Annotated in this window: 9 protein-coding genes; 6 read left to right on the top strand and 3 right to left on the bottom strand. The window is 49.9% G+C overall.

The annotated features are described in order from the left end of the window. Position 1: 1 nt before the first annotated feature. Positions 2-1,729, top strand: coding sequence for a dynamin family protein (locus HMPREF0044_RS00795; RefSeq protein ID WP_006546190.1), 1,728 nt, complete (start codon positions 2-4; stop codon positions 1,727-1,729). Between the two features lies 1 nt (position 1,730). Then, positions 1,731-3,356, top strand: coding sequence for a GTPase (locus HMPREF0044_RS00790; RefSeq protein ID WP_006546189.1), 1,626 nt, complete (start codon positions 1,731-1,733; stop codon positions 3,354-3,356). Between the two features lie 177 nt (positions 3,357-3,533). On the opposite strand, the gene HMPREF0044_RS00785 is transcribed toward HMPREF0044_RS00790, so the two are convergent. Then, the gene (locus tag HMPREF0044_RS00785; protein WP_006546188.1) at positions 3,534-5,384 is read right to left on the bottom strand and encodes a DEAD/DEAH box helicase; all 1,851 of its coding nucleotides are present in this window, start codon (positions 5,382-5,384) and stop codon (positions 3,534-3,536) included. Positions 5,385-5,551: 167 nt separating this feature from the next. Next, entirely contained in the window at positions 5,552-6,943 is a 1,392-nt protein-coding gene (locus HMPREF0044_RS00780) for an MFS transporter (RefSeq protein ID WP_050754320.1), read from the bottom strand. Between the two features lie 119 nt (positions 6,944-7,062). Here HMPREF0044_RS00780 and aspS point away from each other — a divergent pair, with 119 nt between their 5' ends. Beyond that, positions 7,063-8,832, top strand: a complete 1,770-nt coding sequence (gene aspS / locus HMPREF0044_RS00775; RefSeq protein ID WP_040312559.1) for an aspartate--tRNA ligase — start codon at positions 7,063-7,065, stop codon at positions 8,830-8,832. A gap of 387 nt (positions 8,833-9,219) precedes the next feature. Here aspS and HMPREF0044_RS07750 read toward each other — a convergent pair whose 3' ends face one another. Continuing rightward, a complete protein-coding gene (locus HMPREF0044_RS07750; RefSeq protein WP_050754319.1) occupies positions 9,220-14,460 on the bottom strand; it encodes an ExeM/NucH family extracellular endonuclease in 5,241 nt (1,746 codons plus the stop codon). Positions 14,461-14,702: 242 nt separating this feature from the next. Between HMPREF0044_RS07750 and HMPREF0044_RS00760 the strand changes: the two genes are divergently transcribed. From HMPREF0044_RS00760 to rpsD, 3 genes are all read left to right on the top strand, one after another. Further along, a complete protein-coding gene (locus tag HMPREF0044_RS00760; RefSeq protein ID WP_006546183.1) occupies positions 14,703-15,317 on the top strand; it encodes an L-threonylcarbamoyladenylate synthase in 615 nt (204 codons plus the stop codon). A gap of 41 nt (positions 15,318-15,358) precedes the next feature. Further along, on the top strand, positions 15,359-16,693 hold the full coding sequence (locus tag HMPREF0044_RS00755) for a replication-associated recombination protein A (protein WP_006546182.1): 1,335 nt from the start codon (positions 15,359-15,361) through the stop codon (positions 16,691-16,693). Between the two features lie 148 nt (positions 16,694-16,841). Continuing rightward, the gene (gene rpsD, locus HMPREF0044_RS00750; protein ID WP_006546181.1) at positions 16,842-17,462 is read left to right on the top strand and encodes a 30S ribosomal protein S4; all 621 of its coding nucleotides are present in this window, start codon (positions 16,842-16,844) and stop codon (positions 17,460-17,462) included. The last annotated feature ends 179 nt before the right edge of the window (positions 17,463-17,641 follow it).

Here is a 17,641-nt window from a genome sequence, read left to right as displayed (position 1 = left end):
AATGGTTGAAATTAGTTCACTTTCACGGTTATCTACAACGCTTAAAGATTTGGCGTTTATTTTCCCACAAGCTGACTTTCAAGAAGCTGAGGCGAAACGCAAACGCGTAATTCATAAGCTTGATAACCATATGCTCCCACGCCTGCGGAATCTTAACGCACCGTTAGTTTGTGTGCTTGCTGGTTCTACTGGCTCGGGTAAGTCCACGATTGTGAACTCGCTTCTACAAACCCAGGTGGCATCAGCATCTGCTGTCCGCCCTACGACACGACGTCCGTTGCTTCTTCACGCACCTGCTGACGCCGTCTGGTTTAAAGGCACCACAGTATTGCCTCAGTTAGCAAAAGTGCGCGTGGAAGCCGGTGCTCCTCCTACCCCCGTAACCGTGGGAAATCATTCAGAGATTGAGATTCGCGAGCATGCGAGCCTGCTTGCGGGCTTAGCGTTAATTGACGCCCCTGATTTTGACTCTATTGCAGAGGAAAATCGGGTGCTTTCACGGCAGCTACTGGATGTCGCGGACATGTGGATTTTTGTAACTACTGCAACTCGTTATGCAGATGCGTTGCCGTGGGAAATCCTGAAGGAAGCTAAATCCCGCAATATTACTATCGCAGTAGTTTTGAACCGGACTCCTGAAGCTGCGTTGGCTGAGATTCAGCAAGACCTCCAGCGTTTACTAACTGAAGCTGGTTTAGAGAATCTGCCGCTTATTGCGATTCCCGAACTGCCTTTGGAAAATGGTTTTATTCCGCCACAAAAGGTTGCGAAACTATCTGAGTGGATGCTTTCTTTTGCAGCTGATTCACAAGTGCGGATTGCGACTGCTATGCGCTCTTTATTGGGCACTGGGCGATTGCTGGTGGCAGATGCGCAGGATGTGAAAACTGCGTTAGATCGCCAGTTCCTGCTGGTAGCCGATGCTCATTCTGTCGTGGACACTGAAGCGCGGCATGCGGTGCAGCGGGTTTCAACTTTGAGTGCGGATGGTTCTTTGCTTAAGGGTGAGGTTTTGGCACGCTGGCAAGAGATCGTCGGAGTGTCGGAGCTTTCGCAGATTATTGAGCGGGGGATTGGACTCTTTAAGTTCCGTTTGAAGAGCTTCTTTACGGGCCAAAAACCAGAGCTCAATTCTTTGGAAGTTGCTTTAGAGTCGAGTTTGCAAACTATTGTGGCATCGGAATTGTTAGTGGCGGAGTCACGGGTTCGTAAAGTTTGGGCGGGTAACCCGCAAATGCGTGAGTTAGAAGCGCAGATTCCTGACTTAGATGTTGACGCAGTAGAAGCGCGGGCTAAAGAAATTACCTTGCGTTGGCAGCATAATCTGTTGGAATTAATTCGTTCCGAGGGCGGTTCGCGACGCACTACGGCGCGAGTAATGGCTGCCGGAGTAAACCTCCTGGGGGTGGCGCTGATGATTGTCATTTTCGCTTCCACCGGCGGTATCACCGGAGCGGAAATTGGGGTTGCGGGGACTACTTCAGTGGTAGCCCAAAAACTGCTTGAGGTTATTTTTGGTGACCAAGCGGTCAAAGCAATGACTGCGAAAGCGCACAGTGATTTAGTCGCTCAAGTCAGCACGTTTTACGAGAGTGAACTTGCAAAACTGCGTGCGGGTATCCCACAGGTCGCTGATTCTGCAGAATTAAGCGGAGATTTAACTGCTGCTCAGGATACTTTAAACGAGTTGGAAAATGAGGTTCGAGCACGGTTAGGGAAGGCGCTTTAAGATGGGGATTTTTAACCGTAATCAGTTACAAGCTCCACAGCTTTTAACCGAGTTTGAAGAGTTATTAAAGAACGCCAAAGCAGACCTATCGGTAAATGCTCTCAACCAACTTGAGACAACTGCGAAGCTATCTCATGAGCGTCTTAGTCTAGACCCGACCACCACGGTAGTAGCCTTAGTGGGAGCCACCGGCTCAGGTAAATCTAGCCTCTTTAACGCTATATTAGGCGCTGACATTGCCACTATCGGAGTACGTCGCCCGACGACAATCGAACCGATTGCTGCCATTCCGGTCAACGAAGGCGTATCTGAACTCATGGATTGGCTACAGATTAAACACCGTGTACAGATTCCCTCTGGCGGAAAGCTGCCTGATAACGTAGCTTTAATTGACTTGCCCGATATTGACTCCATTGCTACTGCTGGGCGCGAAACAGTTAAGTTTTTAGCCCAGCGAGTGGACTTACTCATCTGGGTTGCTGACCCACAAAAATACGCGGATAACCTGCTACACACTGAATTCATTAGGCCACTTGCAAAACACGCGAATATGACTATCGGGGTACTAACTCATGCAGATACCCTGCACGGGCAAGACGCCGTACACGTGGTAGCAGACTTCACGAGAATCCTTGAAACAGACAGAGTTAATAATCCGCTGGTGATTCCAACTTCGGCAGTTACTGGGCAGGGGATTGATAGTCTGCGCCTGCGGATTACAGACGCTGCGGCAGTGCAGGCTAAAGCCGCGCAAAAACTGATTGCTGATCTGCAGAATGGCAAAGCCCTGATTGCGAAAGAAATCTTTGGTGGAACCAGTGGTGTAAATACCTTAGAAACCCTCAAATCCTATGATTTGCCAGGTTTTACGAATAAACAGGTGAAACCACTACTAACCAAAGCCGTGTATGAAGTTGCAGGTGTAAAAACGGTTGAGAAAACCGTTAAGCAAGGTTACCGCTACCGTGCCGGTAGCGTCGCAGGATTCTGGCCATCCCGTAAACTGCGTCTATTTAAGCCAGACCCAGTGAAACGACTGCACCTGGGCTCAGAAACCGGGATTACCAGCTACAAGCCACTGGATATGACGCTGAAAAACCTTGATTTAGCAATGCGCCAAACAGTGGATGGGTTAATCGCTGGACGTCCTCGTCCCTGGCAGGCAAGTTTGCGTGCACAAGCTACGCAAGCAAATGAGTTCATTCCACTTCACTTAAACCACGTGGTATCACGTATTGACGTGCCATTACCTGCTGGTAAAGCCACTTGGTGGCGGGTAATGAATGGACTACAAATGCTTGGATGGGTACTGGCGATTTGTGGTGGCTTATGGCTAGGTGGTATTCATCTACTAAAGTCACTGCTACTAATCGACGTTCCCACTATGCCTTACTACAATATTCCTACGCCGGTGTGGATGATTGGCGTGGGAATTTTATGGGCAGTACTGATTAGTGCTCTAACAGCCGTACTTATTAGCTGGCGTGCCCATGCAGCCGGAAAGAAAGCCTCACAGGCACTGAGAGAAGAACTCGATGAAGTTGTAGAAGAATACCTCTGGGCCCCCTTAAAGATTGAGGATCAGCGCCAGCGGCGCGTCTTAGAACTTCTCAAACTAGGGCAGTAGTACACCAATCCTGCGTGGGAACTCGCGTTCCCATGTTTACGCCGCGGCTGCCTCCAACACAGTTTTGCTGTACAACCAGAATGCAATAAATAGTCGTGTTGTCCCCTAAAGATGAGTGACAACACAACTATTTATACAGTCAACCTATGCAGTAAGATCGACTAAACTATTAGTTAGTTAGCGGCCGCTGCGTTTCTTAAACTTCTTACCGCTCTTAGCGCTGGACTTACTAAAACTACCCTTATGTGCGGAACGATCCGCAGAACGCCCTCGGGAAGCTCCGCGGCGGTCACCCCGGTCGCCACCCTCAGCAGCCGGGCGAGGACCCGTATCTTCCTTAATGCGCAACTGACGTCCGGAAACAAACGCCTTAGAAATCTTAGAAGCCGCCTTCTCGGAAAGCTCGCCAGAAAGCTCAACTAAAGAGAAAGTAGGGTAGATGTCGATACGGCCCAAGTCAGCGCCATTCACGCCGCCCTCGCCAGTAATCGCACCCACAATAGCACCCGGCTTAACCCCATCACGCTTACCAACCTCAACACGGTAACGACGAGAAAAACCAGAAGAAATACGAGGAGCAGAAGGACGCTTCGCACCCTTAGCACGACCACCCTTACCGCCATCACGACCAGCTTCAAAAGAAGCGGCTACGAAATTGCCATCATCATCAATCTCTTCTTCACGACGAATCTTGCCCGCGCCACGACGTTCCTCCTGAGAAGGACCCTTATCGCCAATAGCGTGAGCCAGCAAAGCCGCAGCAATATCCTCAACTTCAATTTCCGTAGTATGACGGATCTCGTGCAACAAATCGTAGTAAAGTTCCAAACGACCCAGCTCAATGCGGTCAGGCATCAACGAAACCAAACGACGCGCACGGAACTCAGAAACCTCACGAGGAGAAGGAATCACAATCTCTTCCATCTTCGTACCCGTAAGTTTCTCAATCTGACGCAGACGGAACTGTTCTTTCGGAGTGAAGAAAGTCAAAGACCGGCCCGCACGACCCGCACGGCCAGTACGCCCCACACGGTGAACATACGCTTCAGTCTCACGTGGCACATCAAAGTTAATAACCAACCCAATACGCTCAACGTCTAAACCACGCGCAGCCACGTCCGTAGCAACCAAAACATCCAAAGAACCATCACGTAAACGCGACACAATACGCTCACGTTCATTCTGAGAAACATCACCAGAAATAGCAGCTGCAGTGAAACCACGCGTAGCCATATCAACTGCGACTTCGTCAGCATCCACGCGAGTACGTACGAAAACAATCGCCGCATCCTCATCACGAGTAGCCAAAACGCGACCCAAAGCACCAAGCTTATGCTTAAACGGAACAACCGCGTAAGTCTGATGAATATTCTCAACCGTGGAAGACTGACGTGCCACCTCAATCCGCACCGGATCAGTTAAATGTTGGTCAGCGACACGTTGAATAAAATCAGGCATAGTCGCAGAGAACAAGGCAGTAATACGCTTACCAGACTCAGGCATAGAAGCTGCAATAGTTTCAACGTCTTCAGCAAAGCCCATACGAAGCATTTCATCAGCTTCATCTAACACCAGGACAGAAACATTATTAAGCTTCAGAGCGCCTTTTTCAATCAAGTCAATAACACGACCAGGAGTGCCAACCACTACCTGAGCACCCGACTTCAAACCCTTAATCTGAGGGGTGTAAGAAGCACCACCGTAAACGGTAACAACCTTAACCTTAGGCATATGCGCAGCAAAAGACTCAATCGCCGTAGCAGACTGCATTGCCAGTTCACGAGTAGGTGCTAAAACAATCGCCTGCACCGCATTAAACCCAGGATCAATATGAGCCAACATAGGTAAACCAAAAGCAGCGGTCTTACCCGTACCAGTCTGCGCAATACCAACAATATCGCGCCCCTCTAACAGGTGAGGGATAGCTTGTTCCTGAATCGGAGTAGGGGTCTCAAAACCCATCTCAGTAATCGCAGAAAGAACGTTTTCAGGCAAATTAAGGTCAGCAAAAGTAGTCATGGTTTCCATTTCAATAGGGGAACTGCAAATAAAACACTGCGTTCTCCTAAAACCACACATACCTGCCACTCAGCCTTCTGCATAAGTGGGCCGCACATCAAACCTGAGGAGATTCGCAACTTAATCAACCCTACACGGTTTCCGCTTATAAGTCGCTAAAGACGCAGGTGAGTTCGCTAACAGCGCTTCGGAATCACCAAACTACGATTCTGCCAAGCAGAGTAAATCCCCAATAGCGCAAATAAAGAAGCCAGCACCGGAGCAGGCAAATACTCAGGGATTTCCGCAGTACTCGAAGCTACAAAATTTCCCCAAACACCCAAAGCTAAGCCAAATAAGCCCGTAGCCACCGCCGGCCCCGCAGCATCCGCCAGCTGCAGCTTAGAGGACACATCCCCATGGTTTTCCTGAGGAGTAATCGCCAACGACAAGTCTGAAATAGTTGCCGTCATCATCCCCATGCCTAAGCCCATGACACCCCAACCAACCAAAGAAGGATAGGGAGACAAACCTGGGAACGGAAGCGCAATCAAAGAAACAGCACTAGCAAAAACAACTACCGCGCCAATAATCGGCAGACGCAGACGCCACTTTAAACCAGATATCCGGCTTTGAATAAACGACCCTAAAGTCCACGTCAAAGTGCCTAAAGTCAGCACCCAGCCAGTATGCTCCAAGGACCAAGCATGCTCGCGATTCAAAATAAGCGGAATGAAAAACTCTGTGCCAATCATAGTTGCCATCAGCAAGAAACGAGTAGCAAACATCGCACCCACACCCTGAGCCGCCTTAAAAGTCTCAACCGGGAACAAGCTGATAATGCCATAAGCAAATAAGCCAATAGCAAAAACACCGAGTATTAAAGAAAAACGACCCGCCGTGCCACCCGCAAACTGCATCAAAGCAATAGACAAAGACAAAGCCACCGTCGGTAGTAAAGGCGGGCGCTGTGAGTTATCTACGCCGCCCTCGGAAGAAAAATCTGCCCGCGCCGGCATCCGCTTAACTAAAGGAAAAAGGGGAACACAACCCACAAAAGAAAGTGGCAATACCAATAAGAAGACCAGACGCCAATGCCAATGCTGCACCACATAACCCGCCAGCGCCGGACCAATCATCGAAGGAATCACCCAAGCATAAGAAAAAGAAGCAAACAGCTTCGGGCGAAACTCAGCCTCAATCAACGCGCCAATCATCACATAAAGCGGAACAATCGTGAAGCCAATCCCCAAACCCTGCAGAATACGAGCAACCACGAAAACCAACAGATTCGGAGCCAAACCAGCTAAAAGAGACCCCAAAATGAAACCAGACACACCCAAAAACAGTGGGCGAGCCACATCAAACCGGTCACTTAACCAACCAGCAAATACGGTGGTTAAAATCTGACCCGCTAACACCACTCCCGCAGCTAACGAAAACCACGTATCCGAACCCAAATCACGAATCACCGCCGGCATCGCATTAGTAGTTGCCATTGCCTCAAAAGCAAACCCAGTGATTAGAGCGAAAGCCGCAACCGAAAGTAACGTGCGATTCGAAAGCTGCCCGGAAAAAGAATGTGTCATAGGTTTCATAATACTACGCAGTGAGAAATCGGTTTTTACGCGGTAGAAACAAGTCTTATTATAGAAAGTGCGCCCGCCCGTTCAGCGGTGTCGACAACCCCTTTATGAAAGGAACGCAAATGCTGCGTACGCATGAAATTGGATCCCTCAACGCCTCCCTCGAAGGCGAAACCGTAACCGTAGCTGGCTGGGTAGACCGCCGCCGCGACCACGGTGGTGTGGTATTCGTAGACCTTAGAGATGCATCCGGAATCGCCCAGGTAGTAGTTCGCGACGAAGCAGTAGCTCACAAGCTCCGCTCCGAATTCGTCCTCAAAGTAACTGGTGAAGTAGCACGTCGCCCAGAAGGTAACGAAAACACTAGCCTCTCCACCGGCGAAATCGAACTGCTCGGTGATCACATTGAAATCCTCAACACCTGTGATGCCCTGCCATTCCAGATCTCAGACAACGCTGACGACTCCGGCAAGGTAGGTGAAGAAACCCGTCTGCGCTACCGTTACCTGGACCTGCGTCGCAGCCCAGCACAGTACGCAATCCGCCTGCGTTCCAAGGTATCCCAGGCAGCTCGCAAGGTATTGGATCAGCACAAGTTCGTAGAAATCGAAACCCCAACGCTGACCCGCTCCACCCCAGAAGGTGCACGTGACTTCCTGGTACCAGCCCGCTTGTCCCCAGGCTCCTGGTACGCACTGCCACAGTCCCCACAGCTGTTCAAGCAGCTGCTGATGGTTGCAGGTATGGAACGCTACTACCAGATTGCGCGCTGCTACCGTGACGAAGACTTCCGCGCTGACCGTCAGCCAGAATTCACCCAGCTCGATATCGAAATGTCCTTCGTAGAACAGGACGACGTAATTGGCGTAGCTGAAGACGTTCTGAAGGAAGTATGGGGCACTATCGGCTACGACCTGCCAACCCCAATCCCACGCATGACCTTTAAAGATGCGATGGAAAAGTACGGTTCCGACAAGCCAGACCTACGTTTCGGCCTGGAAATCGTAGACTTGACCGAATACTTCAAGAACACCCCATTCCGTGTATTCCAGTCCGATTACGTTGGTGCGGTTGTAATGCCAGGAGGCGGCTCCCAGGCGCGACGTACTTTTGACAAGTGGCAGGAATGGGCAAAGTCTCGTGGCGCAAAGGGCCTGGCATACGTAACTATCTCTGAAGATGGGGAACTGGGTGGCCCAGTTGCTAAGAACATTTCCGCTGAAGAACGTGCTGGCCTGCAGGCTGCTACTGGCGCTGCAAACGGCGACTGCGTCTTCTTTGGCGCTGGTAAGGCAGACGAAGCTCGCGCCCTGCTGGGTGCTACCCGTTTGGAAATTGGCAAGCGTACCGGCTTGATTGATGAAGACGCTTGGTCTTTCGTTTGGGTTGTAGACGCTCCACTGTTCAAGCCATCTGGCCAGGATGACGACGTTGACTTGGGTAACTCTAAGTGGACTGCCGTTCACCACGCATTTACTTCACCAAACCCAGACTGGATTGATAACTTCGAAGAAAACCCAGGCGAAGCATTGGCTTACGCATACGATATCGTATGTAACGGTAACGAAATCGGTGGCGGGTCCATCCGTATTCACCGTCGTGACGTGCAGGAACGTGTCTTTAACGTAATGGGTATCGGTCCGGAAGAAGCTCAGGAAAAGTTTGGCTTCCTGCTGGATGCATTTAAGTTCGGTGCTCCACCACACGGTGGTATTGCATTCGGCTGGGACCGTATTGTTTCCCTGCTGACTAAGTCTGATTCTATTCGTGACGTTATTGCCTTCCCTAAGTCTGGTGGTGGTTTCGATCCATTGACTCAGGCTCCGGCTCCGATTACTCCAGAGCAGCGTGCGGAAGCTGGCGTTGATTACGTAGCTGAAGACGAAGACTGATTTAGAGTCGTTTAGTTAGTCCGGCGGGTCGCCTTTGGGTGCCCCGCCGGATTTTTATATTCCCGAGGTCGGTGCATTTCCTGTAAGAAAATATGTTAAGCACTAAGAGTGACCTTAGAAACACCGGGGCGTAGTGGTTTTGTGGTGTAGGGGTGAGGGATGATTGTTCTTCATAGTAAAACGTGGGAACTTGAGTTGCGGCGCAGAGAAAACGCGGGAACTTGAGTTCGCGCGTTAAAGTTATCCACAGTCTGGCTAGTACCAGCGAAGCAGCCAACAAGGCTAAGCTGTTTAGCCGTAGTATCTTTGCAAAAACCATGAGTTTGGGGGAGGTCAACTTTGCTGACCTCCCCCAAAGGATTATTTAGTTATTACTGAGGTTAGGTTTCAGTAACGGCGACGAAGAACCACCATTGCGAGACCTACCAAAGCACCCAGGGCAACTACCAGCATAATCTGAGCAGAAACACCGGTGACTGGCAGGGCTGGCTTCTTTGCAGGAGCAGGCACAGCTGGTTTCACAGTTGACTTCTGATCCTTAGAAGGCTGAACAACACTTGGAGTATTTGGCTTCACGAAGGTTACGCCTGCGCGAGCGAGTTCCTTGCCCTTCAAATCGGTGACAACTACATCGTGCTTGCCGAGTTCGAAGTTAGCTGGAATCTTCCACGTTACGTTTGCCTTAACAGTTCCATTTGGCTGAACTTGCAGATCCTTTACACCTAACTTCACAGGATCGGAGTGCAGGTAGAACACTACCTGGGTTTCCGCATTTGCCTTAGAGAGGATGAAGGTTGCCTGGAGTTCCTGTCCGGTTTCGTAGACTGGCTTTTCAACATTAACTGCAGCATCAGTCCAAACAGGTTCAGAAGGACCGATTTCAGTCCAATCAATAGCCTTTTTAGGGGTGATTACGTTAATGCCGAATACTTCTGGGTTGTGGTCAGAAGAACGCCACTGATCCGCACGGAAGAAGTCCACTACGTTGTAGTTACGACGAGCGTATTCCAACATCACTGGTTCGTGAGCGTTGATTTCCCAAACCTTAACGCCAGTGTCAGAAACAAGTGCCTTAGCGCCCTCGTTAGCTAGAACGTGGTCCAATGAACCAGAACGACCCTTGAAGACATAGGAATGTCCCTCTCCAGTTAGTTTTTCAAAGCCAGCGTTGCCCAAGGTAACAATCGGATCTTCCTTAGAGTAAGCGTTAAAGTCACCCAGTAAGAAGGTTGGGACTTCAGCGAAGTTGGCTTTTGCAAACTCTGCTAGCGCTGCAGCCTGCTTTACACGGAGTGGGTTATTGTTACCCTGACCATCGAAATCGCCTTCCTGTTCACCGTGTCCCTTAGCTACAGAGCCCTTGGACTTGAAGTGGTTAACAATCAGCACGAATGGCTTCGCGTTATGACGTTCATCGACAACTGGAACGAACTTCTGTGCCAGTGGGGATCGAGCCACACCAGTAAAATCTGGGTGGTCAAGGATAAGGCTTTCGCCTTCGGCCTTTACCTTAGCTGGCTTGTAGATGAATGCCGTGCGAATAGCATCGCCGTTATTAGGAATATTAGCTGGAGAAGCAACAGCCTTCCACGTTCCTGCACCCATCTTTTCATTCAACGCAGCAACCAAATCCTCTAGGGTAGCGTCGCGGTCATGACCGAAACGCTGAGAGTTTTCAATCTCTTCTAGGGAAATGATGTCTGCATCCAGGAGGCTAATAGCAGAGACAATCTTAGCTTTTTGATCAGCGAACGCAGCCTTAGTGTAGGCACCACGAACTGCACACTTATCAGTGCCAACTGGGTTGTCATTGCGGTCCTTGTAGGACTTGCACTTAACCTGATCTTCACCCAGGTCAGTGAAGTAGTTGAGAACGTTAAAGGTAGCTACCTTAACGTCACCGGTAACAGCGGGTACTGCTGGTCGGTTATTCGCAAAGGTCGCAGGAGCGTTCTTAACGCCGATAACCTGAGAGGTTGGCTGGAAAGTCCAGCTGCTAAAAGCGTAACCAAAGATAACATTGTCGTTGAAAGTTACCTTTGCACCGACACGTACTGGATGGTCTGGGCTCAGATAAGGAAGCTCAGAAGCACGTGGGTCGAGGGTTGATCCCTTCTTTGGCTTGAAGAAGTAGTTCCAGGAGGAGCCGTCGTCCAAGGTGACTTCCTTAGCCGCGTTTGCTTCATCCAGGGCAATAGCTTCTGCAGAACCGGGAGCAAACTTATCAGTTGGCTGTACCAGTGCTTCATCAGAGTAAGCCAGGGTTAGAGAACCGTACTGGCCCAGGTTGTAGTTGTCGGTAACGACAATAGAACCGCGTGGAGCTACTAGCATGCCTTCGTACTTTTCGCGTTCTTCGTCAGAAGCTGGAAGCTTATCGAAGACGACAGCAACTACGGGCTGGTCACAGCCAGTGGTGGTTTTAACGGTTGGGGCCGTTAGCTGGGTTGAGAATTCATAATCCTCAGTAGCAGTCTTGCCACCGAATTCCGCTACCGTACCAGTTACTTCAACACAGGTACCAATATTTGGAATATCAGCTACCTTCCGATGACCGGTGTACACGAAGATACCGTGGGAAGCAGCTGGGTTCTTTTCTGCTCCAGTTCCAGGAGTCTGAATATAGAAGCCGTTTAGGTTACCAGTAGGGTAGGCTGCCGTAACAATACCCTTAGTGGTTACTTCCTGATCAACCAGAGGAGACTTAGCACCAGTGCCCTGAATCTCAGCGATTGGCTTAATAGCTACTGCAGGTGGTTGCTGTGGAGTCTCATCCGTACTAGATCCTGGATTTGGTTGAGCTGGGTCGGTGGTTTCTGGTGGCTGAGGAGTTTCGTCCTTATCCTTTGGCTTAATGACCTTAATACCGAAGATTTCTGGGTTGTGGTCAGATGAACGGAACTCATCAGTGGTGTAAAGATCAGATGCCGTGTAGTTCTTTCGAGAATATTCCAAAGCTACTGGCTCGTGGGCATTAATTTCCCAAACCTTAGCAGTCTGATCAGCAACAATAGCCATACCGACAGCGTTAGTAATCGCATGGTCCAACGAACCTACGCGGCTTTGGAAAAGGTAAGAATGTCCGACGGTAGGAATCTTATTGAAGCCAAGTTCAGCCAGCTTGATGATTGCATCTTCCTTGGAGTAAGAGTTGAAGTCACCAACCATGAATACTGGGATACCAGCGAAAGTAGTATTAGCCCAGTTAGCCACAGCTGCAGCTTGCTCTACTCGCTTAGGGCTCCAGCCACCCTGGCCGTCCCCCTTGTCTGCCTGATCAGCGTTGCTGTCACCTTCTGGTGGACGCTTGGACTTAAAGTGGTTAACGATAACCACGAAGTCAGTTCCGGTTTGATCAGCGGTTACTACCGGAGTGAACTTCTGAGCCAGAGGAGAACGAGCAATCGAGTTGAAGGACGCATCGCCCAGAATCTGGGAGTCGCCTACTGGCTTAACTTTGTCTGCGTTGTAGATGAAAGCAGTGCGGATGAAGTCACCGTTATTTGGAACATTAGCCGGAGACTGTACATAGGCCCACTTGATTGCGCCATTATTAGCCTTATTAAGTTCCGTTACCAGGTGAGCCAGAGCAAAGTCACGGTCTTTACCAAACTTAGTGGAGTTTTCGACTTCTTCCAGACCAACAACGTCTGCTCCGAGCTTGTTAATAGCGGTAACAATTTTTGCTTGCTGGTTGTCGAAGGCTTCCTGAGAGTATGCGCCACGTACTGAGCATGACTTCGAAGAAACTGGGTTGCCGTGACGGTCAGTGTAGAACTGACAGTTACGATCCTTGCCTAGGTGGACGAAGTAGTTAAGTACGTTGTAGGTAGCAATCTTTACGTCACCATTTACTGCTGGCGCAGTAGCTGGACGGTTATTCTCGAAACTTACAGAAGAGTTTTCCAAACCGTGTACAGGTTGGGTTGCCTGTAGAACCCAACCGAAACGGTATTCGTAGATTACGCCACTGTTGAAGGTAACCTTAGCGCCCAGACGTACTGGATCAGTTTTGGTTACGAATGGGAGCTGGTAATCGCGTGGGTCTACCTGACCGTCCTTTGGCTTTGTGGTGTAGTTCCATGAGGCACCGTCATCAAGGTTGATGAAGTTTGTGGCGTTGTTAGCTTCAACTGCATCAGCTTCCTGACCTGGACGAGCCACATCAGTACGCTGTGGTAAAACTGCTCCGGTCATTGAAAGGCCAACGTTGCCGAAGGTATTCAGGTTGTAGTTGTCGGTGACAACCAGGTTCTGCAGTGGCTTAACCAGCATACCTTCGATAGCTTCAGCTTCAGTATCATTCTTTGGCAGCGCTTGCAGTGCCAGTGGAGTTACTGGAGCACAGTCAGTTGCAGCTTTAACTTCTGGATCTGAAAGCTGAGTGGTGTAATCAACTGGCTGTGGCTTTTTACGACCGGTGTATTCCTTTACAGTTCCCTTGACGGTTACACAGGAGTTCAAGGTAGGGAGGTTGTTTAGTCCAGTCTTACCGACGTAAACAAAAATGGCTTCTGATCCAGCGGTAGGCGCAGCAGAGCCGGTGCCTGGAGTCTGGACGTAGAAGCCATCAATGTTACCGTGATCGTAACGTGCAGTTACGACACCCTTTACGGTAACAACCTGTTTTTCCATAGTGGATTTAAAGCCGGTTCCCTGAATCTGTGAGATTGGGGTGATACCAGCTTCTGGAGTCGGTTGTACTGGTTCGATACCAGTACCTTCTCCACCGCCAGGCTGTCCCTGATCACCACCAGGATTAGGCGTAGGTGATTCTTCTCCACCGGCAGGAGGCTGCTGGGCATTATCTTTGATAATTTCGACCGGTGAGTTAGTCGCACCATTAACTGGGTTAAGAGCCTGTAGGCGTAGCTTGCCATGCGCGTCTACGATTACGTCACTGATAAAACGCAAAGTGTCGCCTTCAGCGATTGTTACACCTTCGGCAGCGAATGGTAGGGGACCGCCACTGAGCTTATTGAGAATATTGTCATCCAACAACAAAGTTGTTGAAGGATTATTCGCTGGAGCGATAGTTAAAACACCATGTGATGCTAAATCAGCAATGGAAATTACTTTGAAATCACCCTGAGGACGAACCAGCATACCTTCAAGCTGTTCCAAAGCATCATCATTTGGAACCTCAGTGAGAGGTAAAGCAGTAACTGGGGCACAACCAGCAGGGTCGACGGTTACTTCCGTGAGATCCTGCAGACGGGTTAGACGATTCCCGTTCTTTGCACCCATTTCGTTTACGTAACCAACTACGGTTACACACCGGTCTACTGTTGGCGCAAACTTAAGAGTTTTCTGGGTTAAGCCGATGAAAAGACCATTTGAACCATTGGCTGGGGCAACAGTTGCAGTGCCTGGGGTTTGGATGAAGAAACCTTTGCGCTGTCCATCGGTAGTGTTTACGTAAGTTACACGACCTTTGACTGAAACCAGAGGACCTTTTTTGGCGCTACCCAAAAGTGGGGATTCCGCGCCTGGACCCTGAACTTGTTCGATGGTTGTTTCTGTTGGGGTGGCTGCAGCAGCGTGCGCCGCTGTTCCAAGTGGGGACAGTAAAAGCGTCAGAGTAGTTACCGCTCCCAAGGCTTGGAGCCTGGTTTTAAGGGTATTCAAAACAGTCTCCTTATTGCTGTAAGGAATGTTGGATTCCCATGGTGGAGAAATCCGAGAATAACGCAATATATATTCTAACAGACCCCAAGTGCCGATAATCCGCTGTTTATATGGGATTATGGGGTTTTGTAACCAGATTGTGAACATATAGTTTTAATAGGAAAAAGCTATGCCCGTGGTGATTAAAGTTCTTAACCTTTTTAAACCATTCGCAAGGCTTGTTTACCGAGTAAACTTAAACCATGACGTACTTAGAGATTCACCCAGAAAACCCGCAGCCCCGATTGGTTAAACAAGTAGTATCCGCCCTTGAGAATGGAGCGGTGATTGCCCTGCCAACTGACTCTGGCTATGCGATTTGCACCCAAATGGGAAATAAAAAGGGAATGGATCAGATTCGTCAGATTCGCCACTTGGATGAGAAGCATAATTTCTCATTGCTATGCCATAACTTCGGGCAGCTTGGTCAACTGGTAATAGTTGACAATAAGGCATTTCGTACGATTAAAGCGGTGACTCCAGGCCCCTATACTTTCATCCTGAAAGCCACTAAAGAAATCCCGCGAATGATGCTCAATAAGAAGAAGCACACTATCGGTATTCGCATTCCCGACCACAAAATTACCCAAGCTGTGGTGGAAGAACTTGGGCAACCACTGCTGTGCTCAACCCTGATTATGCCGGGTGAGGAAGAGGCCCTCTGGGAAGCCTACGACGTGGATGACCGGATTGGCGGACAGATTGATATCGTTATTGCCGGGCCAGTGGGTGGCCAAGGAGCAACTACCGTGGTTGACTTCACTGAAAATACTCCCGTAGTAGTACGTGAAGGTGCGGGTACCCTGGACCTCTTTTAAATTCTCGAGGGCGTTGCAAGAAACTTTCAGTAAAGCAAAGCATGGATATTTTCGAATCATCAGTAACACCTGCGGTAGCAGAGTCTAACGCGCATGCACCCCTAGCAGCACGTATGCGCCCAACGACCGTGGAAGAACTAGTTGGGCAGCAGCACTTGCTTACCCCAGGCTCTCCTTTGCGACGCTTATTGGAACCCGCTGACCCAGCAAAAGCAGTCAGTTCTGTGATTCTCTGGGGGCCACCCGGAGTTGGTAAAACCACCCTCGCATACCTGGTGGCGCGCAGTTCTGGCCGGCACTTCGCAGAAGTCTCAGCAGTATCGTCTGGGGTAAAAGAAGTCCGTGACGTAATTTCTGAAGCTAAACGACATCTTGCAACAGACGGAAAAGAAACCATCCTGTTTATCGATGAAGTTCACCGCTTTTCGAAAAGCCAGCAGGATTCCTTACTACCTGCCGTAGAAAATCGCTGGGTGACGCTGATTGCTGCCACCACGGAAAATCCATCTTTTTCGGTGATTTCTCCACTTCTCTCGCGTTCCATTCTGCTGACACTAAATCCGTTAGAAGATGCAGACATTGCCAAGCTCATTCATCGCGCTCTAGATGACAAGCGTGGGTTGGATAACCGTGTAGGTATCAATACTGGCGCTGAGCAAATGATTATTCGGCTAGCAGGTGCAGATGCGCGTCGTTCATTAACAATCCTAGAAGCCGCTGCGCAAACCGCGATTGACGCTGGGCGGAAAGAAATCGACGAAGATTCCGTGGCAAAAGCAGCTGATGCAGCACTGGTACGCTACGGAGAAGATGAACACTATGACGTGATTAGTGCTTTTATTAAGTCTATGCGAGGCTCAGACGTAGATGCTGCGATGCATTATTTAGCGCGGATGCTTGAAGCGGGGGAGGACCCACGATTCATCGCGCGACGTATTATGATTTGCGCTTCAGAAGATGTCGGTATGGCTGACCCTAGTGTGTTACCGCTGACGGTTGCAGCCGCGCAAGCTACGCAACTTATCGGCATGCCTGAAGCGCGGATTATCCTGGCGCAAGCAGTAGTAGCAGTTGCCACTGCGCCTAAGTCAAATGCCTCTTATATGGCTATTAACCGCGCGATAGCAGACGTGCGTGCAGGTAAAATTGGGGTAGTGCCACCTCCTCTAAGGGATGCACACTATGCCGGTGCGAAACGCTTAGGGCATGGTGAAGGATACGTCTACGCACATGACGAACCCTATAGTATTGCGGCGCAGCAATACCTACCAGACCAACTAAAAGGACGTGTTTACTACGAGCCAACCGGCAATGGTTTTGAGTCATCGCTCACGAAACGCCTGCAAAAGATTCGTTCTTTACTGAAAATACGATAGACTATTAAAGTTGTCGCAAACTGTGGCAATACCTGGGGTCTTAGCCACTCTTGGAACTCAATAGAAAAACAAGTTTAGGTGACCCCGTGAGATTCGTAAGAAACTCACGATTTCGTAAGTAAAAAGAAAACAGGAAAGGTAGCCCAAAATGGCAAACCGTTCACGTCGTCAGGTGCGCCTGTCCCGCGCCCTGGGCATTGCACTAACCCCAAAGGCAGCACGTTACTTTGAACGTCGCCCATACGCACCAGGTCAGCACGGCCGCGCTCGTCGTCGCCAGGAATCCGACTACGCAGTACGTCTGAAGGAAAAGCAGCGTCTGCGCGCACAGTACGGCATCCGTGAAGCACAGATGCGTCGCGCATTCGAAGAAGCACTCCGTGCAGAAGGTAAGACCGGTTCTAACCTCGTAGAACTGCTCGAAATGCGTCTGGACGCACTGGTACTACGCTCCGGCTTTGCACGCACCATCGCACAGGCGCGTCAGGTTGTAGTACACCGCCACATCCTGGTAGACGGTCAGATCGTTGACCGCCCATCCTTCCGCGTAAAGCCAGGTCAGACCATCCAGGTTAAGCCAAAGTCCCAGACCACCGTTCCATTCGAAATCGCAGCAGCTGGCGTACACCGCGATGTGCTGGCTCCAGTTCCTGCATACCTGGATGTTGAACTCGAACGTCTGCGTGCAACCCTGGTTCGTCGCCCAGAACGCGCTGAAGTTCCAGTAGTTTGCGATGACCAGCTGGTCGTCGAATACTACTCACGCTGATAAATAGTTTTTAAAAATCCCCTCACGAAAATCGTGAGGGGATTTTTCTTTACCCTGCGTGGGAATCATGGTTCGCACGTTTTGGTTGCGTGGGAATCGTAGTTCACGCGTTTCACCAATACGGGAACGCGCGTGGACTAAGATTCTGGCACAGCCAGATAATTAGGTATGATAAGTAA

The sequence above is a fragment of the Gleimia coleocanis DSM 15436 genome, assembly GCF_000159015.1.
GTDB lineage: Bacteria > Actinomycetota > Actinomycetes > Actinomycetales > Actinomycetaceae > Gleimia > Gleimia coleocanis.
This window is presented reverse-complemented; position numbering and strand designations above follow the sequence as displayed.

Bases quoted from the DNA above. Each gene is read 5' to 3' on its own strand.
- HMPREF0044_RS00795 (WP_006546190.1), top strand. From the start codon at position 2: ATGGTTGAAATTAGTTCACTTTCACGGTTATCTACAACGCTTAAAGAT.
- HMPREF0044_RS00790 (WP_006546189.1), top strand. From the start codon at position 1,731: ATGGGGATTTTTAACCGTAATCAGTTACAAGCTCCACAGCTTTTAACC.
- HMPREF0044_RS00785 (WP_006546188.1), bottom strand. From the start codon at position 5,384: ATGGAAACCATGACTACTTTTGCTGACCTTAATTTGCCTGAAAACGTT.
- HMPREF0044_RS00780 (WP_050754320.1), bottom strand. From the start codon at position 6,943: ATGACACATTCTTTTTCCGGGCAGCTTTCGAATCGCACGTTACTTTCG.
- aspS (WP_040312559.1), top strand. From the start codon at position 7,063: ATGCTGCGTACGCATGAAATTGGATCCCTCAACGCCTCCCTCGAAGGC.
- HMPREF0044_RS00760 (WP_006546183.1), top strand. From the start codon at position 14,703: ATGACGTACTTAGAGATTCACCCAGAAAACCCGCAGCCCCGATTGGTT.
- HMPREF0044_RS00755 (WP_006546182.1), top strand. From the start codon at position 15,359: ATGGATATTTTCGAATCATCAGTAACACCTGCGGTAGCAGAGTCTAAC.
- rpsD (WP_006546181.1), top strand. From the start codon at position 16,842: ATGGCAAACCGTTCACGTCGTCAGGTGCGCCTGTCCCGCGCCCTGGGC.